15 protein-coding genes and 1 tRNA gene are annotated in these 16,392 nt (G+C 50.0%); 6 read left to right on the top strand and 10 right to left on the bottom strand.

The window, feature by feature from the left end:
- Positions 1 to 29: 29 nt before the first annotated feature.
- The 3 genes from hprK to ftsH all read right to left on the bottom strand — a co-directional run bounded on the left by hprK (position 30) and on the right by ftsH (position 4,976).
- Positions 30 to 974 (bottom strand): HPr(Ser) kinase/phosphatase, encoded by a 945-nt coding sequence (hprK, locus tag RHOM_RS02385; protein WP_014078662.1) that lies wholly within the window; start codon positions 972 to 974, stop codon positions 30 to 32.
- A gap of 67 nt (positions 975 to 1,041) precedes the next feature.
- Positions 1,042 to 2,928 (bottom strand): excinuclease ABC subunit UvrC, encoded by a 1,887-nt coding sequence (gene uvrC / locus RHOM_RS02380; RefSeq protein ID WP_014078661.1) that lies wholly within the window; start codon positions 2,926 to 2,928, stop codon positions 1,042 to 1,044.
- Positions 2,928 to 4,976, bottom strand: a complete 2,049-nt coding sequence (gene ftsH, locus RHOM_RS02375) for an ATP-dependent zinc metalloprotease FtsH (RefSeq protein WP_014078660.1) — start codon at positions 4,974 to 4,976, stop codon at positions 2,928 to 2,930. Before ftsH ends, uvrC begins: the two co-directional genes overlap by 1 nt.
- Positions 4,977 to 5,256: 280 nt before the next feature.
- Between ftsH and RHOM_RS02370 the strand changes: the two genes are divergently transcribed.
- Complete coding sequence (locus RHOM_RS02370; protein WP_014078659.1) at positions 5,257 to 6,864, top strand: CTP synthase; 1,608 nt, start codon at positions 5,257 to 5,259, stop codon at positions 6,862 to 6,864.
- A gap of 51 nt (positions 6,865 to 6,915) precedes the next feature.
- On the opposite strand, the gene RHOM_RS02365 is transcribed toward RHOM_RS02370, so the two are convergent.
- Complete coding sequence (locus tag RHOM_RS02365) at positions 6,916 to 7,095, bottom strand: DUF6472 family protein (RefSeq protein WP_014078658.1); 180 nt, start codon at positions 7,093 to 7,095, stop codon at positions 6,916 to 6,918.
- A gap of 28 nt (positions 7,096 to 7,123) precedes the next feature.
- On the bottom strand, positions 7,124 to 7,507 hold the full coding sequence (locus tag RHOM_RS02360) for a hypothetical protein (RefSeq protein ID WP_014078657.1): 384 nt from the start codon (positions 7,505 to 7,507) through the stop codon (positions 7,124 to 7,126).
- A 73-nt stretch (positions 7,508 to 7,580) separates the two neighbouring features.
- On the opposite strand from RHOM_RS02360, the gene RHOM_RS02355 reads away from it, so the two are divergent.
- Positions 7,581 to 7,760, top strand: a complete 180-nt coding sequence (locus RHOM_RS02355) for a DUF4250 domain-containing protein (RefSeq protein ID WP_014078656.1) — start codon at positions 7,581 to 7,583, stop codon at positions 7,758 to 7,760.
- Positions 7,761 to 7,787: 27 nt separating this feature from the next.
- On the opposite strand, the gene RHOM_RS02350 is transcribed toward RHOM_RS02355, so the two are convergent.
- The 3 genes from RHOM_RS02350 to ltrA form a co-directional block, all read right to left on the bottom strand.
- Positions 7,788 to 8,363: a M48 family metallopeptidase gene (locus RHOM_RS02350; RefSeq protein WP_014078655.1), complete on the bottom strand. Its 576-nt coding sequence runs from the start codon at positions 8,361 to 8,363 to the stop codon at positions 7,788 to 7,790.
- A complete protein-coding gene (locus RHOM_RS02345) occupies positions 8,360 to 9,364 on the bottom strand; it encodes a helix-turn-helix transcriptional regulator (protein ID WP_014078654.1) in 1,005 nt (334 codons plus the stop codon). The genes RHOM_RS02350 and RHOM_RS02345 overlap by 4 nt, the downstream gene beginning before the upstream one ends.
- Before the next feature lie 202 nt (positions 9,365 to 9,566).
- Positions 9,567 to 10,850, bottom strand: coding sequence for a group II intron reverse transcriptase/maturase (gene ltrA, locus RHOM_RS02340; RefSeq protein WP_014078653.1), 1,284 nt, complete (start codon positions 10,848 to 10,850; stop codon positions 9,567 to 9,569).
- A 912-nt stretch (positions 10,851 to 11,762) separates the two neighbouring features.
- Here ltrA and RHOM_RS02335 point away from each other — a divergent pair.
- From RHOM_RS02335 to RHOM_RS02320, 4 genes are all read left to right on the top strand, one after another.
- Entirely contained in the window at positions 11,763 to 13,214 is a 1,452-nt protein-coding gene (locus RHOM_RS02335) for an NAD(P)/FAD-dependent oxidoreductase (RefSeq protein WP_014078652.1), read from the top strand.
- 14 nt (positions 13,215 to 13,228) lie between these two features.
- Positions 13,229 to 14,518: an NAD(P)/FAD-dependent oxidoreductase gene (locus tag RHOM_RS02330; protein WP_014078651.1), complete on the top strand. Its 1,290-nt coding sequence runs from the start codon at positions 13,229 to 13,231 to the stop codon at positions 14,516 to 14,518.
- Positions 14,519 to 14,537: 19 nt separating this feature from the next.
- On the top strand, positions 14,538 to 14,903 hold the full coding sequence (locus tag RHOM_RS02325) for a DUF1667 domain-containing protein (RefSeq protein ID WP_014078650.1): 366 nt from the start codon (positions 14,538 to 14,540) through the stop codon (positions 14,901 to 14,903).
- A gap of 92 nt (positions 14,904 to 14,995) precedes the next feature.
- Positions 14,996 to 15,562, top strand: a complete 567-nt coding sequence (locus tag RHOM_RS02320) for a glycerol-3-phosphate responsive antiterminator (protein ID WP_014078649.1) — start codon at positions 14,996 to 14,998, stop codon at positions 15,560 to 15,562.
- A gap of 94 nt (positions 15,563 to 15,656) precedes the next feature.
- Here the strand turns inward: RHOM_RS02320 and RHOM_RS02315 are convergent, their stop codons facing one another.
- Together RHOM_RS02315 and RHOM_RS02310 are read right to left on the bottom strand one after the other, a co-directional pair.
- Entirely contained in the window at positions 15,657 to 16,067 is a 411-nt protein-coding gene (locus RHOM_RS02315; protein WP_014078648.1) for a YbaN family protein, read from the bottom strand.
- Between the two features lie 179 nt (positions 16,068 to 16,246).
- A tRNA-Tyr gene (locus RHOM_RS02310) sits at positions 16,247 to 16,328 on the bottom strand.
- Between the last annotated feature and the right edge of the window lie 64 nt (positions 16,329 to 16,392).

Raw genomic sequence — 16,392 nt, 5'->3', positions numbered from 1 at the left:
CCTATATTGATCTATTCGTCTTTATTGATCTATTCGTCTTCCTCATCGTCGGACTTCTTCGTCAGGTTCTCTTGTACACGGCGGTACAGCTCCTGTGCGGCATTGTAACCCATCTTCTTCTGTCTGTGGTTGACTGCCGCTGCCTCACAGATGACTGCAAGGTTACGTCCGGCGCGGATCGGAAGCGAATGACATACGACTTTATTGCCGAGGAACTCTGTGTACTCCTCCTCAAGTCCCAGACGGTCATACTCATTATCCTTCTTCCAGTCTTCCAGCTTGATGACCAGATCGATCTGCTGCTTCTCCTTGACGCCCTCGACACCGAACAGCGTCTTCACATCAATGATGCCGATTCCGCGCAGCTCGATAAAGTAACGTGTGATGTCCGGTGAAGTACCGATCAGCGTATGCTCGTTGATCTTGCGGATCTCCACGACATCATCGGTTACCAGACGATGTCCTCTGCGCACAAGCTCGAGTGCTGCCTCGCTCTTACCGATACCGCTCTCTCCCATAATCAGAAGTCCCTCGCCGTAGACATCTACAAGCACGCCGTGAATGGTGATGCACGGTGCCAGCTGCTCGCTCAGGCAGTAGATCAGCTCCGCCATGAACTCGGATGTGCTTCGCTTGGTTCCGAATACCGGCAGGTTGCTCTCCTCCGCAATTTTGAGGAACATCTCGTCCGGCTTTAAATCACGGCAGAAAATGACGCACGGAATATCGTAAGCCATAAACTCCCGGTAAATCGCTTCTTTTTTCTTCTCATCCAGCTGTTGCAGATACGTGTATTCCACGGTACCAATGATCTGCACACGAGACTGCTCAAAATGCTCGAAATAGCCGCTCAGCTGCAATGCCGGACGGTTGACATCACGGATCATGATCCGATGTCCTTTTAATTCCATCTGCGGAATAAAATTGCACAGATCGAGAATCTGCGCCACTTTTGCTACACCAACACCACTCATCCCTTACGCTCCTTTGTATGTGATTTACTTTTGTGCAAATTATACCATAGGCACATGGAATCTTCAACTAATCGGACGGCTGGTTTTCCCGTTCTTTCTCCCGGAAAAACCGATAAACCGAGCGCGCTGCCTGCGGGCTCATGCTGTCCGTCTGTGCGAGGTCTTCCTCCGTCGCCTCCCGGATTGCCTCCAGCGACTGATATTTTTTCATCAGCGCCTTGCGCCTTGCCGGTCCGATATCCGGAATGTCATCCAGCACGGAATGTACCTGCTCCTTGCTCCGGAGCGACCGGTGGTACTCAATCGCAAAACGGTGCGCCTCGTCCTGAATTCGCGTAATCAGCTTAAATCCCTCGCTTCCACGGTCGATGGGTATCTCTACATTATGATAGTATAGCCCGCGCGTGCGGTGATTATCATCTTTGACCATTCCACAGACCGGAATATTAAGATGCAGCTCCTCCAGCACTTTGAGCGCAATGTTCACCTGCCCGCGGCCGCCGTCCATCATGATCAGATCCGGAAATCTTGTGAAACTGCCGTACTCCTCCGACAGGTCCTTTTCTTCCATCTCCTCCATCTCACGCATGCCATGCGTAAATCTTCTCGTCAGCACCTCATACATGGAGGCATAGTCATCCGGTCCCGACACCGTCCGCAGCTTGAACTTCCGGTAGTCACTCCGCTTTGGCTTGCCTTTCTCATACACAATCATGGAACCGACCGACTCAAAACCGCTCGTATTTGAGATATCGTACGCCTCCACGCGGTTTAATCCTTTCATATCTAAAAGCTGTTCAATCTCCTTTAACGCGCCGATCGTCCTGCCTTCCTCGCGCTTGATCTTCTCGCGATCCTGCGCAAGAACCATCTTGGCATTCTTCTGTGCGAGTTCCACCAGCTTTTCTTTCATGCCCTTCTGCGGTACCCGGATGTAAACCTTGCTGCCCCGCTTCTCGCCAAGCCAGTCGGCAAGCACCTCCTGCTCCTCGATCTCCTGCGGCAGCATAATCTCTCTCGGAATGAACGGCGTTCCCGAATAGAACTGCTTTAAGAATGTGGTAAGGATCTGGGCTTTGGTGTCCTCCGTTCCGATCTTCACATAAAAATGGTCTCTGCCGATCAGCTTGCCATCACGGATAAAAAATACCTGCACCACCGCGTCGCGGTCATCCGCCGCCAGCGCAATAATGTCCTTGTCCTCGCCGTCCGTGTGCGTAATCTTCTGCTTCTGTGCGATCTGTCTGACACTGTTTAAAAGCTCCCGGTACTCAATCGCCTTTTCAAATTCCAGATTGGCCGACGCCGTATTCATCTTCTCTTCCAGAGACTTTAGCACCGGCGCATAATTGCCATTTAAAAATTCCACCACCGCATCCACGCGCTCACGGTACGCTTCCTTTGTGATATATCCCTGGCAGGGCGCCGTGCACTGATGAATGTGATAATTCAGACACGGGCGGTCCTTTCCCGTGTCGCGCGGCAGGTTCCGGTTGCAGGTGCGCAGCTGATAGATCTTGTTCACCAGCTCGATCGTATCCTTGACTGCTCCCGCGCTCGTGTAAGGACCAAAGTACCGCGATTTGTCTTTTTTCTGCTGGCGGGAAAAGAGAACTCTCGGAAAATCTTCCCCGAGAGTCACTCTGATGTACGGATATGTCTTATCGTCCCGCAGCATGGTGTTGTACTTCGGCCGATGTTCTTTGATCAGATTACATTCCAGTACCAGCGCCTCCAGTTCGGAATCCGTCACAATGTACTCAAACCGCGCAATCTGTTTTACCATCTGCGCTTTTTTGATACCCTCATCATGGCTTGGCTGAAAATACTGGTGCACCCGCTTGCGCAGACTGACCGCCTTGCCAATGTAGATAATGGCATCACGGCTGTCATGCATAATATAAACTCCCGGCTGATCCGGGAGTTTTTTAAGTTCTTCTTCAATTACAAACATTACTGTTCCTCATGATCCTGCGTATTGCGCAGCAATACATCATCCATGTTCTGACTCTCTGCGGCAGTTTTTCCCTCCTCGAGTTCCTGACGGGCTTCCTCCGCCTGCTCGAAGAACGTCTTCTTCTCTGCCTCGTCCTCCGGCTCCGGGATTCCTTTCAGTTCACGGAAAATCTTCATGAATTCCTTACCGGTAATCGTCTCATGCTCGTAGAGGTATTCTGCGATATGATCGAGCACCTCCCGGTTCTCCGTGAGGAGACGTATCGCCTCATCATATGCGTGATTGATAATGGCAAGTACCTCCTTATCAATCTGCGCCGCCGTGTCCTCACCGCAGATCAGTCCTGCGCGGTTGTCCAGATACTGGTTCTCCACCGTCGCCAGGCACATCATACCGAACTTATCGGACATACCGTACTGCGTTACCATTGCCCTGGCAATCGCCGTCGCCTGCTCAATATCGTTCGCCGCACCGCTGGTTGCCGACTGGAATACCAGCACCTCCGCTGCACGTCCTGCCATGTAAGTGGTAATCTTCGCTAAAAGTTCATCCTTGGTCTGGAGATACTTCTCCTCCTCCGGCGTCTGCAGCGTGTAGCCGAGCGCTCCCATCGTACGCGGAACAATCGTGATCTTCTGTACCGGCTCGGTGTTCTTCTGAAGCGCCGTCACCATCGCGTGTCCGACCTCATGGTAGGACACGATCTTGCGCTCCTTGTCACTCATCACGCGGTCCTTCTTCTCCTTGCCGCCGACTGCCACAAGTTCAAACGCGTCAAACAGATCGGACTGGTTGACAAACTTTCTGCCGTTCTTGACGGCATTGATTGCTGCCTCATTGATCATATTGGCAAGATCGGAACCCACCAGACCTGCCGTCGCAAGTGCCAGTGCATCCAGATCCACGGTCTCATCCATCATGACGTCCTTGGAATGTACCTTGAGTGTCTCCAGACGTCCCTTCAGATCCGGCTTGTCGACAATGATCCGGCGGTCAAAACGTCCCGGACGGAGCAACGCCTTGTCCAGTACCTCCGGACGGTTGGTTGCAGCGAGAATCAGAATTCCCTTGGACGTGTCAAAGCCGTCCATCTCCGCAAGGAGCTGGTTCAATGTCTGCTCTCTCTCGTCGTTGCCGCCGTAACGGGTGTCACGGCTCTTACCGATCGCATCGATCTCATCGATAAAGATGATACACGGTGCCTGCTTCTGTGCTTCCTTAAACAGATCCCTCACACGGGAAGCTCCGACACCGACGAACATCTCCACAAAATCCGAACCTGCCAGCGAGAAAAACGGTACCTTCGCCTCGCCCGCCACTGCCTTGGCAAGGAGCGTCTTACCGGTTCCCGGAGGTCCCACAAGAAGTGCACCCTTCGGCAGCTTCGCACCGATGTCGCGGTACTTTTTCGGGTTGTGCAGGAAATCGACAACCTCCTGCAGCGATTCCTTCGCCTCATCCTGTCCCGCAACATCCTTGAACGTCACGCCGGTCTGCTTCTCCACATAAACCTTGGCGTTGCTCTTGCCGACGCCCATAGCGCCGCCGCCCATCCGGCGCATCACCACGCCGAGCACAACCCAGATCAGCACCAGCGGAATCAGGTAGCTTAAAATACTGTAAATCCAGGTGGATGTGTTATCCGGAATCACTCCGCTGATATCCACGCCCTTTTCCTTAAGTAACGGAATCAGCTCATCATCCGCCACACGCCCGCAGTAGTAAGTCACCTCGTAAGGTGTTTTCTCATCGGAATTCAGTGTGATGTCGATCTGGTACGAACCGATCTCCACTGACTTCACGCTTCTGCCTTCCCATTTGCCAGTGCCGTTCACCATGTCGAGAAACTCCGAGTAAGACACCTCCTGCGTGCTCATCTGGTTGAACTGATTGGTTACAAGACTCATAATAAACAGCGCAATCAGTGAAATCAGTATAAATGCCATCAAAATCTGACCATTGTGATTCCCTTTGCCGCCGTCTCCGTTATTCCCTCCGTTTGAATTACCGTTATTGTAATTGTTATTCGATCCCTGATTGTCCATTGAAGTATTTATCCTTTCCAACAGGCTCCGCCAGTTCAGAGTCTGGATTCTTATCGTATATCTTCTATATTATATTGAAAATGGAATTTAAAAGCAATACGTTCTTCGTGAAGTTTTCCTGTCATTTCTAAAATAATTCTAAAATTTCCCGGCATACTATTTTCTGTGTTTTTGAAATTGTGCTGGATTTTCCGGACACTTAGTTGTATACTGTATGGGTTATATAGATCGTATTACTATTATTCACACAACTGTACTTTTATATGAGGAGGAAAACCCTATGCCTGTAAAATATGTCTTTGTCACCGGTGGTGTCGTTTCCGGCCTTGGGAAAGGTATCACGGCTGCTTCTCTGGGAAGACTTTTAAAAGCCCGTGGCTACAAAGTGACCATGCAGAAATTCGACCCGTACATCAACATCGATCCCGGAACCATGAACCCGATCCAGCACGGCGAGGTATTTGTGACCGATGACGGTGCAGAAACAGACCTGGACTTAGGACATTATGAGCGTTTCATCGACGAGAGCCTGACCAAGAATTCCAACGTTACAACCGGTAAGGTATACTGGTCTGTTCTTCAGAAGGAGCGCCGCGGCGATTTCGGCGGAGGTACCGTACAGGTCATCCCTCACATCACAAACGAGATCAAGAGCCGCTTTTACCGGAACTTTACTTCCGAGGAGACACACATTGCCATCATTGAAGTCGGCGGTACCGTCGGCGACATCGAGAGCCAGCCGTTCCTCGAGGCAATCCGTCAGTTCCAGCACGAAGTAGGGCACGAGAATGCCATCCTCATTCATGTAACATTGATTCCATATATCAAGGCATCCGGCGAGCTTAAGACAAAGCCGACACAGGCGAGCGTCAAAGAGCTGCAGGGAATGGGTATCCAGCCGGATATCATCGTCTGCCGTTCCGAGCATCCGCTCGATCAGAGTCTCAAGGACAAGATCGCGCTGTTCTGTAACGTGCCGAACCGCAATGTACTTCAGAATCTTGACGTTGAATATCTCTATGAGGCGCCGCTTGCCATGGAGAAGGAGAATCTCGCCAAGGTTGCCTGCGAAGCGCTTCATCTGGACTGTCCGGAACCGGATTTAAAGGACTGGGAGGCAATGGTCGACGCACTCCGTCATCCGAACAAGGAAGTGACTGTCGCATTAGTTGGAAAATATACCGCACTTCACGACGCTTATATCTCCGTTGTGGAGGCGTTGAAGCACGGCGGCATTGCGGAGCGCGCAACCGTGAATATCAAGTGGGTGGATTCTGAGGACGTCACAACAGAGAACGTGGACGAGATCTTATCCGATGTATCCGGTATTCTCGTACCGGGTGGATTCGGTTCCCGCGGTGTCGAGGGAATGATCCTTGCCGCAAAATACGCACGTGAGCATCAGATTCCGTACCTTGGTCTGTGCCTCGGCATGCAGGTTGCGATCATCGAGTACGCAAGACATGTCTGCGGCTTCAACGATGCGCACAGCATCGAGCTTGATCCAAACACCACGCATCCGGTCATCGCACTCATGCCGGATCAGAACGGCATCGAGGACATCGGCGGAACCTTACGTCTTGGTTCTTATCCGTGTATTCTGGACAAGACCTCCAAGGCATACGAGGTATACGGTGCTGAGGAGATCCATGAGAGACACAGACACCGTTATGAGGTCAACAACGACTTCCGCGCTTCTCTCACCGAGAGCGGCATGAAGCTCTGCGGTACCTCTCCGGACGGCAGAATCGTAGAGATGATTGAGATTCCGGAGCATCCGTGGTTCGTTGCCACACAGGCTCATCCGGAGTTAAAGTCCAGACCGAACCGTCCGCATCCGCTCTTTAAAGGCTTTGTGGAAGCTTCGATTCGGTGCAGCGAGAAATAAGATAGATAAAAAAGGAAGGGAGCGCAGCTTTAAAGTTGCGCCCTTCCCTTTTTACATCTGGTGTCTTACCACCGCATATTCATCGTCCAGCTGATAATACGGACATTCTCTGTAATGTCCCTGCATCAGTCTCGCCGCATCATCCTCATCCATATCCACTTCACAGTAGTAGGTCTCGTCATCTTCATCGTACACATTGTATACACAGCTGTCACAGCTTGCCTTCGCCATAAGACGTCCTCCTTTTCGCATTTCTGTTCTATTTCCATGTTGAAATCACTTCATCGTACAGCCGCAACAGAAAATCGTGCAGCAATTCCCTCTGTGTATCCCAGTAGACCTCCGTGATCTCATCACCGTCCTCCTGCGCTTCCGTCACATCCATCACCGCATCCAGAATCTCCGGGTTCAGATCATCCATCGCCTCCTGCACGGCAGCCTCAAAATCACAATAGCTGTCACTGGTCAGATATAGGATAAAATTCTCCCGGTTCAGGTTTCTCGCCTCATAGCTTCCCGTAAACAGATCGTTCCCGATCGATGCGATCCGCTCAAACTCTTCCTTGACCGTCTCATATTCGACGGTGCAGTAACTCTCTTTAAAAAATTTATCAAATACTTCCTTGTCTATCTTCTGTCCCATTCGTTTCACCTCTTGCAATTTCTCGTGTGCCGTGCTATTTTAACATAAAATTAAGAAAAGAGGAACCCATACCATGAATACACTTCCCAAAGATCCCGTCATGCTCTTAAGCTTTGTCAACACACAGCTTCGTGACCACTACCCGTCGCTGGAAGAATTTGCCGCAACCTACCAGATTGATGCTACAGAGGTTATCTCTGCATTAAAAAATATAGACTACGAGTACGATCCGGCGACCAATCAGTTTATCTGATCCGTCAGCCCCGCTTCTTCCGGCACGCTAATCCACAGTCTCGTCACTTAGATATTTTCGCACGCGCTTCCAGTCCGGGTAAAACTTCGTCATGAATCCCCAGAAGCGCTGATTGTGGCTCGCCTCCAGAATATGTGTCATCTCATGTACCACGACATACTCGAGGCACTCCGGAGGCTTGGACAAGAGCGCCAGATTGATGTTGATGTGATGTGTCTGCACATTGCAGGACCCCCATCTCGTCTTCATCTGCCGGATGGTGATTCCGGAGACTTTCACCCTCATCACCGGCTCCCATTTTGCCACAAGACGCTCCACCTCACGCTTTAACTGTTTCTTTCTGCGCGCGATTTCTGCCGCATCCAGCTCCCGTTTTTCCGAACGGCGCTCTCCGGCTTCTTTGTATTTCTGCTGATATTTCCGTATCCATTCGATCCGTTCTCTGGCAAATGCCGCAATCCGCGCATCACTCATCTGATGCGGCGCTGAGATCCGCACTGTACCGTCCTCTTTACTGATGCGCAGATACATGTTTTTCATCCGTTTTTTCGTGACAATGATCGGCACGCCCTCTATCTTTATCTCATAAGTGCGCTCTCTCATAGTTCCTGCTCCCCGTATGTTTTCAAAATAGTTTCCAGATACTCGCGGTATTCCCGCACAACAGATTCCGGCGACTCGATCCGCACTGCCGCGCCAAGTCCAGCCAGCCAGCCGAAAAACTGGCGGCTGACCGCGACACTCACCCGCACCCGGATTCTTGTCTCATCATACCGGCGCATCGCGACCTCCTTGCCGAAACGGTCGATCATGACTCCCGTGAGGGCGTCTTCGCAGATTAAGGTCACAGTCTCGTCCTCCCCCGCGAACATGCCGAACGTTTTTCGGGAATATGCCGCCACGTCAAAGCTCCCGAACTGCTCCTTCCCCTCTCTGCTTTCCGCCGTAAGTTCGATCTTTAGCATTTTATCCACACGGTAATGGCGGATGTCGCGGCTTCTGTCGTCGTAGGCGATCAGATAATAGTTTTCGTCATCCCACGAGAGCAGCCAGGGACTCACTTCATAGTAACTGCCGTCCCGCCGCAGTTTCATCTCTTTATTGACCGTCCATTCAAAATACTGAAAACGGATCTTCACATTTTCCGCGATGGCATTGTAAATCATATCTACATTATAATAAATGTTTTCATTGACCGCCTTGCTGCGGTTGGTCACCACGACCTGCCTGTGGAGCTGCTTTGCCTGTTCCCTGCCGCAAAGCGTCTCCAGCTTGGCAATCAGCTCTCTCGACTTCTTCGTCGTGATGAACTTCGACGCCTGCACGGCATCCACGAGAAGTTTTAACTCCGCCAGTTCAAATTTGCGGCTGGCAAGATAATATCCGCCGGGTCGCTCCTTCACCCGTATAATATCCAGCCCGAAATCTTCCAGTTCCTCCATATCGGTGTACACTGTCTTGCGCTCCGAACGGATTCCGTTCGCCTCCAGATAGTCGATCACCTCCTGCGTCGTCACAGGATGATCCTCGTCCGTTCTCTCATATAAAAGCTGCGCCATGTAAAGCAGCTTCTGTTTCTGCTTCTCGCTTCTTCCTCTTCCCATGACATGTTGTCCTTTCCACGCAGGTGTCCGGCATTTCTTCGCAGTGCCGCGTGATGACAGGCATTCGCACTATCAGCCACTCGTATATTCTTCGCACTGCATATCACGCTCCGGATCGAGTAGGAGGAATTTCTCTTAAATAAGAAATTCCGACCTCTCACACCACCGTGCGTACCGTTCGGTACACGGCGGTTCAATCAACTTAACAAGTTGTACACCTTTCGGTGTAGTAATCTAACATTGAGACTAATCCGAATGAGGTTAGTCTCTTTATGCTTATAGCCTTTTGTATCCATCCATTATGACACATGTGTGCATAACGATTTCCTGTATTTGCCACTTTATGTGCCGCCCATCTTGGAACACCGAGCTTAACTAAATTCTTCTCTTTGTTTTGTGGTGTTTTCCAATGTTTCCAAATACACATGCGTAGTCTATATCTAATGTTTCCATCAAGTTCTCTACAGAGAGTTTTCATACTACCTATCTTAAAGTAGTTTATCCATCCTCTGATAAGCTGATTAAGTTTCCCCACTTTATAGCTGTTGCTAACGCCCCAGCTACGGCAAGTGAGTTCCCTCATTCTCTTCTTAAACTTGGCTACTGATTTTGCATGTGGTTTTGCCTTGAATTGCTGTGCACTTGTATCGTAGTAGAATCCAAACCCAAGGCATTTTAACCCTTGCGGTCTATCTACTTTGCTTTTAGTCATGTTGACCTTAAGTCCTAGTTTCTCCTCTATGAATCGTGAGATATTTCTCATAACTCTATTCGCAGACATTTCACTTCCGACCATGATAATACAGTCATCCGCATATCGCACAAAGTTGAGTCCTCGCTTCTCCATTTCCTTATCTAGTTCATTCAGCATAATATTCGCCAATAGTGGCGAGAGATTTCCGCCTTGTGGTGTTCCCACAATAGAATCCTCATATTCGTCGTCAATCATGATTCCACTGACAAGATATTTTCTAATAATAGAGATAACATCTCCATCTTTAATTGTTCTTCCAATAATCGTCATCAGTTTGTCATGATTTACTGTGTCAAAGAACTTTTCCAAGTCAATGTCTACAATCCAGTCATTACCATCATTCATTATATCGAGTGCTGTCAGGATTGCCTGCTGTGCACATCTATTCGGTCTGAATCCGTAACTATGGTCATGAAACTGCTCCTCATAGATTGGTGTTAATATCTGCGCAATGGCTTGTTGTATAAATCTGTCTGTTACTGTTGGTACTCCCAGGTTTCTGACACCGCCACCAGGCTTTGGTATCTCCACTCTTCGTACTGGCTGAGGTTTATATTTTCTTGTCCTCAACTGTTCCTTGATGATTTCGCCGTTCTTTGTAAGATGTTCTTTAAGTTCTGTGTACTTCATTCCGTCCACTCCCTCGGCACCTTTATTTCGTACGACTTGCAGATATGCTCTGTTGAGGTTATCGCTGGATAGTATCTGCTCCATTAGACTACTTGTCTCCATGCGTTCTTTTCCTTCCGTCTCGCTTGATTTGACCATCTTTTGCCCGATTAGTTACGGCAGATGTTATCTCTTCTGCAATTCAAGACATACTCAAACTTGTTGATTGTTCGCCCCTTCGCTCCATCTCCATTACAGAGACTTCCTCACTACTATGGGCTCGGCTGACTTCTCACAGTTTGTTGTTACTAGGCTAATGAAACCTCTGTGAGACCTCCACGCTTAAGGTGCACGCTCTTTCCTCTCACCTATCCGCCACATCTACTCGTACTTCCAGCAACTTTTGGACTTCATCTCTTTTGGCAGACTTATCCCTATTTCCGAGCCTTATATGTGATTTCTGTCCGTCGGACCAAGAGTTTGCTTACAGCTTCCTTCAGATTCCACCTCACGATAGACACCCTTGCTGTTCGGCTATACACTTCCTCGTTGCCTAGGCGTGTTCGGGACTTTCACCCGTTAGAGCGCGCCCATGGCGCGCAAACCAAAAGCCGGGAAAACCTCCGGTTTCCCCGGCTCGCTGGCGCGTTCATATGGAGCAAATTCGTCCACCTCGGTTTCGCAGTGCCGCGTGAAAACGCTTCGCTTTTTTCACGCTGACGTGCATTCGCACTATCAGCCACTCGCAGCGGCGCGTTCTCTGTGCCAGCACAGAACGCGCCACTTCTCCTGTCTGCACTGCTCATTGCTTATTCACATTATACCCTAATTCGTGATGATATGGGGCACTTTCTTGCAAAGCCAGGTGCAATGTCTGTTTTTTCAATCAGGTCTTGCATCCTGTTCATTTCGTGTTATAATATAGTTAAGTTCATAAGAATTACCGAGAGACATGAGCAAGGTAAGAGCAGAGACGATGAGATCGTTTTTGTTTGCCTTGCTCTTTTTGTATTTCAAAGAAAAGGAGAATGTATTATGTATGATGTAGCAATTATCGGTGCCGGAGTCATCGGCAGTGCAATCGCAAGAGAATTATCCAGATACCAGGCGAACGTCTGTGTCATCGAGCGCGAAGAGGATGTCTGTGACGGCACCTCCAAAGCCAACAGTGCCATCATCCACGCAGGCTTCGACGCAGCCCCGGGTTCCTTAAAGGCAAAGTTAAATGTCCGCGGCAACGAGATGATGGATGCCCTCTCAAAAGACCTCGACATTCCGTTTAAGAGAAACGGTTCCCTCGTCGTATGTACCAAAGATCAGGACCGCAGCGGTCTTGATGCCCTTTTAGAAAAGGGTGAGAAAAACGGAGTACCTGGTCTTCGCATCTTAGAGCGCGAAGAGCTGCTTCAGATGGAGCCGAATTTAAGCGACGACGTGACCTGCGGTCTGTATGCCCCGACCGGCGGCATCGTCTGCCCGTTCCACATGACCATGGCATTTGCGGAAAACGCATACACCAACGGTGTTTCCTTTTTCTTAAATACCAAAGTCACTTCCATTCGGAAAAAAGACGGCAGTTACACGTTAGAGACCATCCACACCGACACGGATACACCGGAAACCTTTGAGGCGAAGGTCATCATCAATGCCGCCGGCGTTCACGCTGACGAATTTAACAATATGGTAAGTGAACACAAGCTTCATATTACCGCCCGCAAAGGCGAATACTGCCTGCTCGACAAAGAAGCCGGAACGCATGTATCGCACACGATTTTCCAGCTTCCATCCAAAATGGGAAAAGGCGTGCTTGTCACTCCTACCGTACACGGCAACCTCTTAGTCGGCCCAACCGCAGTGGATGTCACGAATAAGGAAGCAGTCAACACCACACAGGACGGACTGGATTCCCTCGCAAAGACTGCTGCTTTGAGCGTCAAAAATGTTCCGATGCGCCAGGTTATCACCTCATTTGCAGGTCTGCGCGCACACGAAGACGGCAACGATTTCATCATTGGGGAAGCGGAAGACGCGAAAGGTTTTATCAACGCAGCCGGCATTGAATCTCCGGGACTCTCCTCCGCACCGGCAATCGGAGAGATGGTCGCAGGTATCGCCGCTGATCTTCTTTCCCTTACGAAAAAAACAGATTTTATCTCCACAAGAAAAGGCATCTTAAGACCGGAGACACTTTCCATGGAGGAGCGCAATCAGCTGATCAAAGAGCATCCGGAATATGGCAACATCATCTGCCGCTGCGAGATGATCAGCGAGGGCGAGATCATGGACGCCATTCACCGTCCGCTCGGTGCCCGCTCCCTCGACGGAGTAAAACGCCGCACAAGAGCCGGCATGGGGCGCTGTCAGGCAGGTTTCTGCTCCCCGCGTACCATGGAGATCTTAGAGCGAGAAGTACCAATGAGTATGTTTGATATTACCAAAAACGGCGTCGGCGGCAATATCGTCATCGGCATCAACAAAGAGATTTAAAGGGGGATTCTACTATGAAAAACTATGATTTAGTCATCGTCGGCGGAGGTCCTGCCGGACTTGCAGCCGCTGTATCCGCAAGAGACCACGGCATCGAGAGCATCTTAATCATCGAGAGAGACAAAGAGCTCGGCGGTATCTTAAACCAGTGCATCCACAACGGTTTCGGCTTACATACCTTCAAGGAGGAGCTGACCGGACCGGAATACGCTTCCCGCTTCATCGAGCAGGTGGCAGAGCGCGGCATCGAGTACAAATTAAATACCATGGTCATGGACATCGCTGCCGATGCCCCGTCCGGAAACGTAATCACAAAAAAAGTAACCGCCATGAACCGCGAGGACGGCATGTTTGAGATCCACACAAAAGCGGTCATTCTCGCCATGGGCTGCCGCGAGCGTTCCAGAGGTGCCTTAAATATTCCGGGCTATCGTCCGGCCGGTATTTTTTCCGCAGGTACGGCACAGCGTCTGGTCAACATGGAAGGCTATATGCCGGGCCGCGAAGTTGTCATCTTAGGTTCCGGTGACATTGGTCTGATCATGGCACGCCGCATGACGCTGGAAGGCGCGAAGGTCAAGGTAGTTGCCGAACTGATGCCTTACTCCGGCGGTCTGAAGCGAAACATCGTACAGTGTCTGGATGATTTCGGCATCCCGTTGAAGCTCAGCCACACCGTCATCGACATTGAGGGCAAAAACCGTGTCGAGGCTGTCACGATTGCAGAAGTCGGTCCGGACCGCAAACCGATTCCGGGAACCGAGGAGCGCTACACCTGCGACACCCTGCTTCTCTCCTGCGGACTGATCCCTGAGAACGAACTGAGCCGCAGCGCAGGCGTTGCCATCAATCCTGTCACCTCCGGTCCAATCGTCAATGACAGCTTAGAGACCAGCATCGACGGCGTGTTCGCCTGTGGAAATGTCCTTCATGTACATGACCTTGTGGACTATGTTTCCCAGGAAGCAACCGCAGCCGGGAAAAATGCCGCCGCTTATATCCAAAACGGCTCCAGCAAAGATGCCGCATCCGTCGAGATTTTCCCGGTGGACGGCGTGCGCTACACCGTTCCGAAATATGTCCGTCCGACCGAGATGGACGACACTTTAACCGTCCGCTTCCGTGTGGGCGCGGTATACAAGAACTGCTCGATTGCGACTTACTTTGATGACACCTTAATCAGCAAGCGCAAACGTCCGGTTATGGCTCCCGGCGAGATGGAGCAGGTAATTCTCGACAAGAAAAAACTTGCTGAATTCCCGGATCTGTCCAGAATCACAATCCGCATTGAAGAAAATTCATAAATAGAATGGAGGAATCATCATGAGCACAAGAGAATTGACCTGTATCGGCTGCCCGCTCGGGTGCGCCATCACAGTTACCATGGACGGATCTACCGTCACCGCCGTCACCGGCAATACCTGTCCGAGAGGCGATGCCTACGCCAGAAAGGAAGTTACGAATCCGACCCGTATCGTAACATCGACGGTCCGGGTGAACGGAGGCATCTACCCAATGGCAAACGTGAAAACAGCCTCCGACATTCCGAAAGGCAGGATTTTCGACTGTGTCAACGCCTTAAAGGATATCACCGTCAATGCACCGCTTAAGATCGGCGATGTGGTCTTATCCGACGTTGCCGGAACTGGTGTCGACATCATTGCCGCCAGAAATGTTCCTGCAAAATAAGCGCTTTCAAAGAATCTCACTTTATTATATAATAAGGTCATCATGCGATCGGCATGATGACCTTATTGATTCACCGAATACAGGAGATTGTCATGAAGAAATTATTTAAAGAAGCCCTGGAGGATTCTCCCATCATTGCAGCGGTCAAAGACGACGAAGGTCTTTCCAGATGCCTGACCAGCGACAGCCGCATTATCTTTATCTTATACGGCGACATCGTCACCATCAGTGACATCGTGGAGACCGTCAAATCCGCCGGAAAGCTTGCGATCGTCCATCTGGATCTCATCAACGGACTGAGTTCCAAAGAAGTGGCAGTCGACTTTCTTCAAAAATACACGAATGCCGACGGCATTATCACAACGAAGCCGACACTTATCAAACGCGCCAAGGAGCTGGGGCTCTTTACAATCCTCCGGCTGTTTCTGATTGACTCCATGGCATACGAGAACATCGACCGCCAGGTCAAATCCTCCCGCCCGGATCTGATCGAAATCCTGCCGGCACTGATGCCCAAGGTCATCGCCAAAGTCTGTCAGTCCACCTCCACACCGGTCATTGCCGGCGGGCTGGTCTCCGAAAAGGAAGACATCCTCGCTCTTTTGGATGCAGGCGCGACCAGTATCTCCTCCACAAACGAGAAAATCTGGTTTTTATAAGCACTCCTCTCCTGCATGTATTATGATGCAGTGCCAGACATTCTGTGCTGGATCATATGCGCCACCAGCAGGATTACAAAAATGCAGGCTGCGTTTATTCTTCATATTCGATTCCCCCGCTTCCTGTTTTTTCTTCCGGAAGTGTCTTTACAAAGCAAAAAAAGTAGATGACATGACATACCCACACAACGGATAAAACAATCCGTCCGACGGGCACATTTTTCATACAGATAAATCCGATCGCCATAAGAAGCGTCACAGTGGCGACAATACTGACCTTGGTTTTCATCTGCATACCTTCTTTTCTCACATAGGATTCCAGATTCTTTTTGTAAAGATCGGTACCGGTAAACCAGTCATGAAGGCGCGTTGAACTTTGTGAAAAGCAAAAAAGCGTCAACAGAAAAAATGGAACCGTCGGCAGAATCGGAAGCACAATACCGATACAGCCCAGCGCAAGGCTGATACACCCGGCGGCTGCGAAAAAATATTTTTTAATCTTCAATCTCTGACTCCTTTGTTATGTTTTGTTGGTTAGTCGTGACTAATCTGCAAAATCATACCATAAGTTGTTCCGCAGTGCAAGCCTTTTTTCAAAATCCATTTTCGCTTTTCAGCTGCTTTTTGCGAGCTGTGCAAAAAAAAGAACCACTACCTTACGGCAATGGTTCTTTCAACAATTCATGGGCAGAGGTGGATTCGAACCACCGAAGCAATTTGCAGCAGATTTACAGTCTGTCCCCTTTGGCCACTCGGGAATCTGCCCATTTGTCAATGTGTCCTGACAGAGGTAAATTATATCACAGCCTAAGCAGATATGCAAGTTATAA

Origin of the sequence: Roseburia hominis A2-183, assembly GCF_000225345.1 — a bacterium.
Classification (GTDB): Bacteria; Bacillota; Clostridia; order Lachnospirales; family Lachnospiraceae; genus Roseburia; species Roseburia hominis.
The sequence above is the reverse complement of the archived record's forward strand: the minus strand, read 5'-3'. Positions and strand labels throughout refer to the sequence as shown.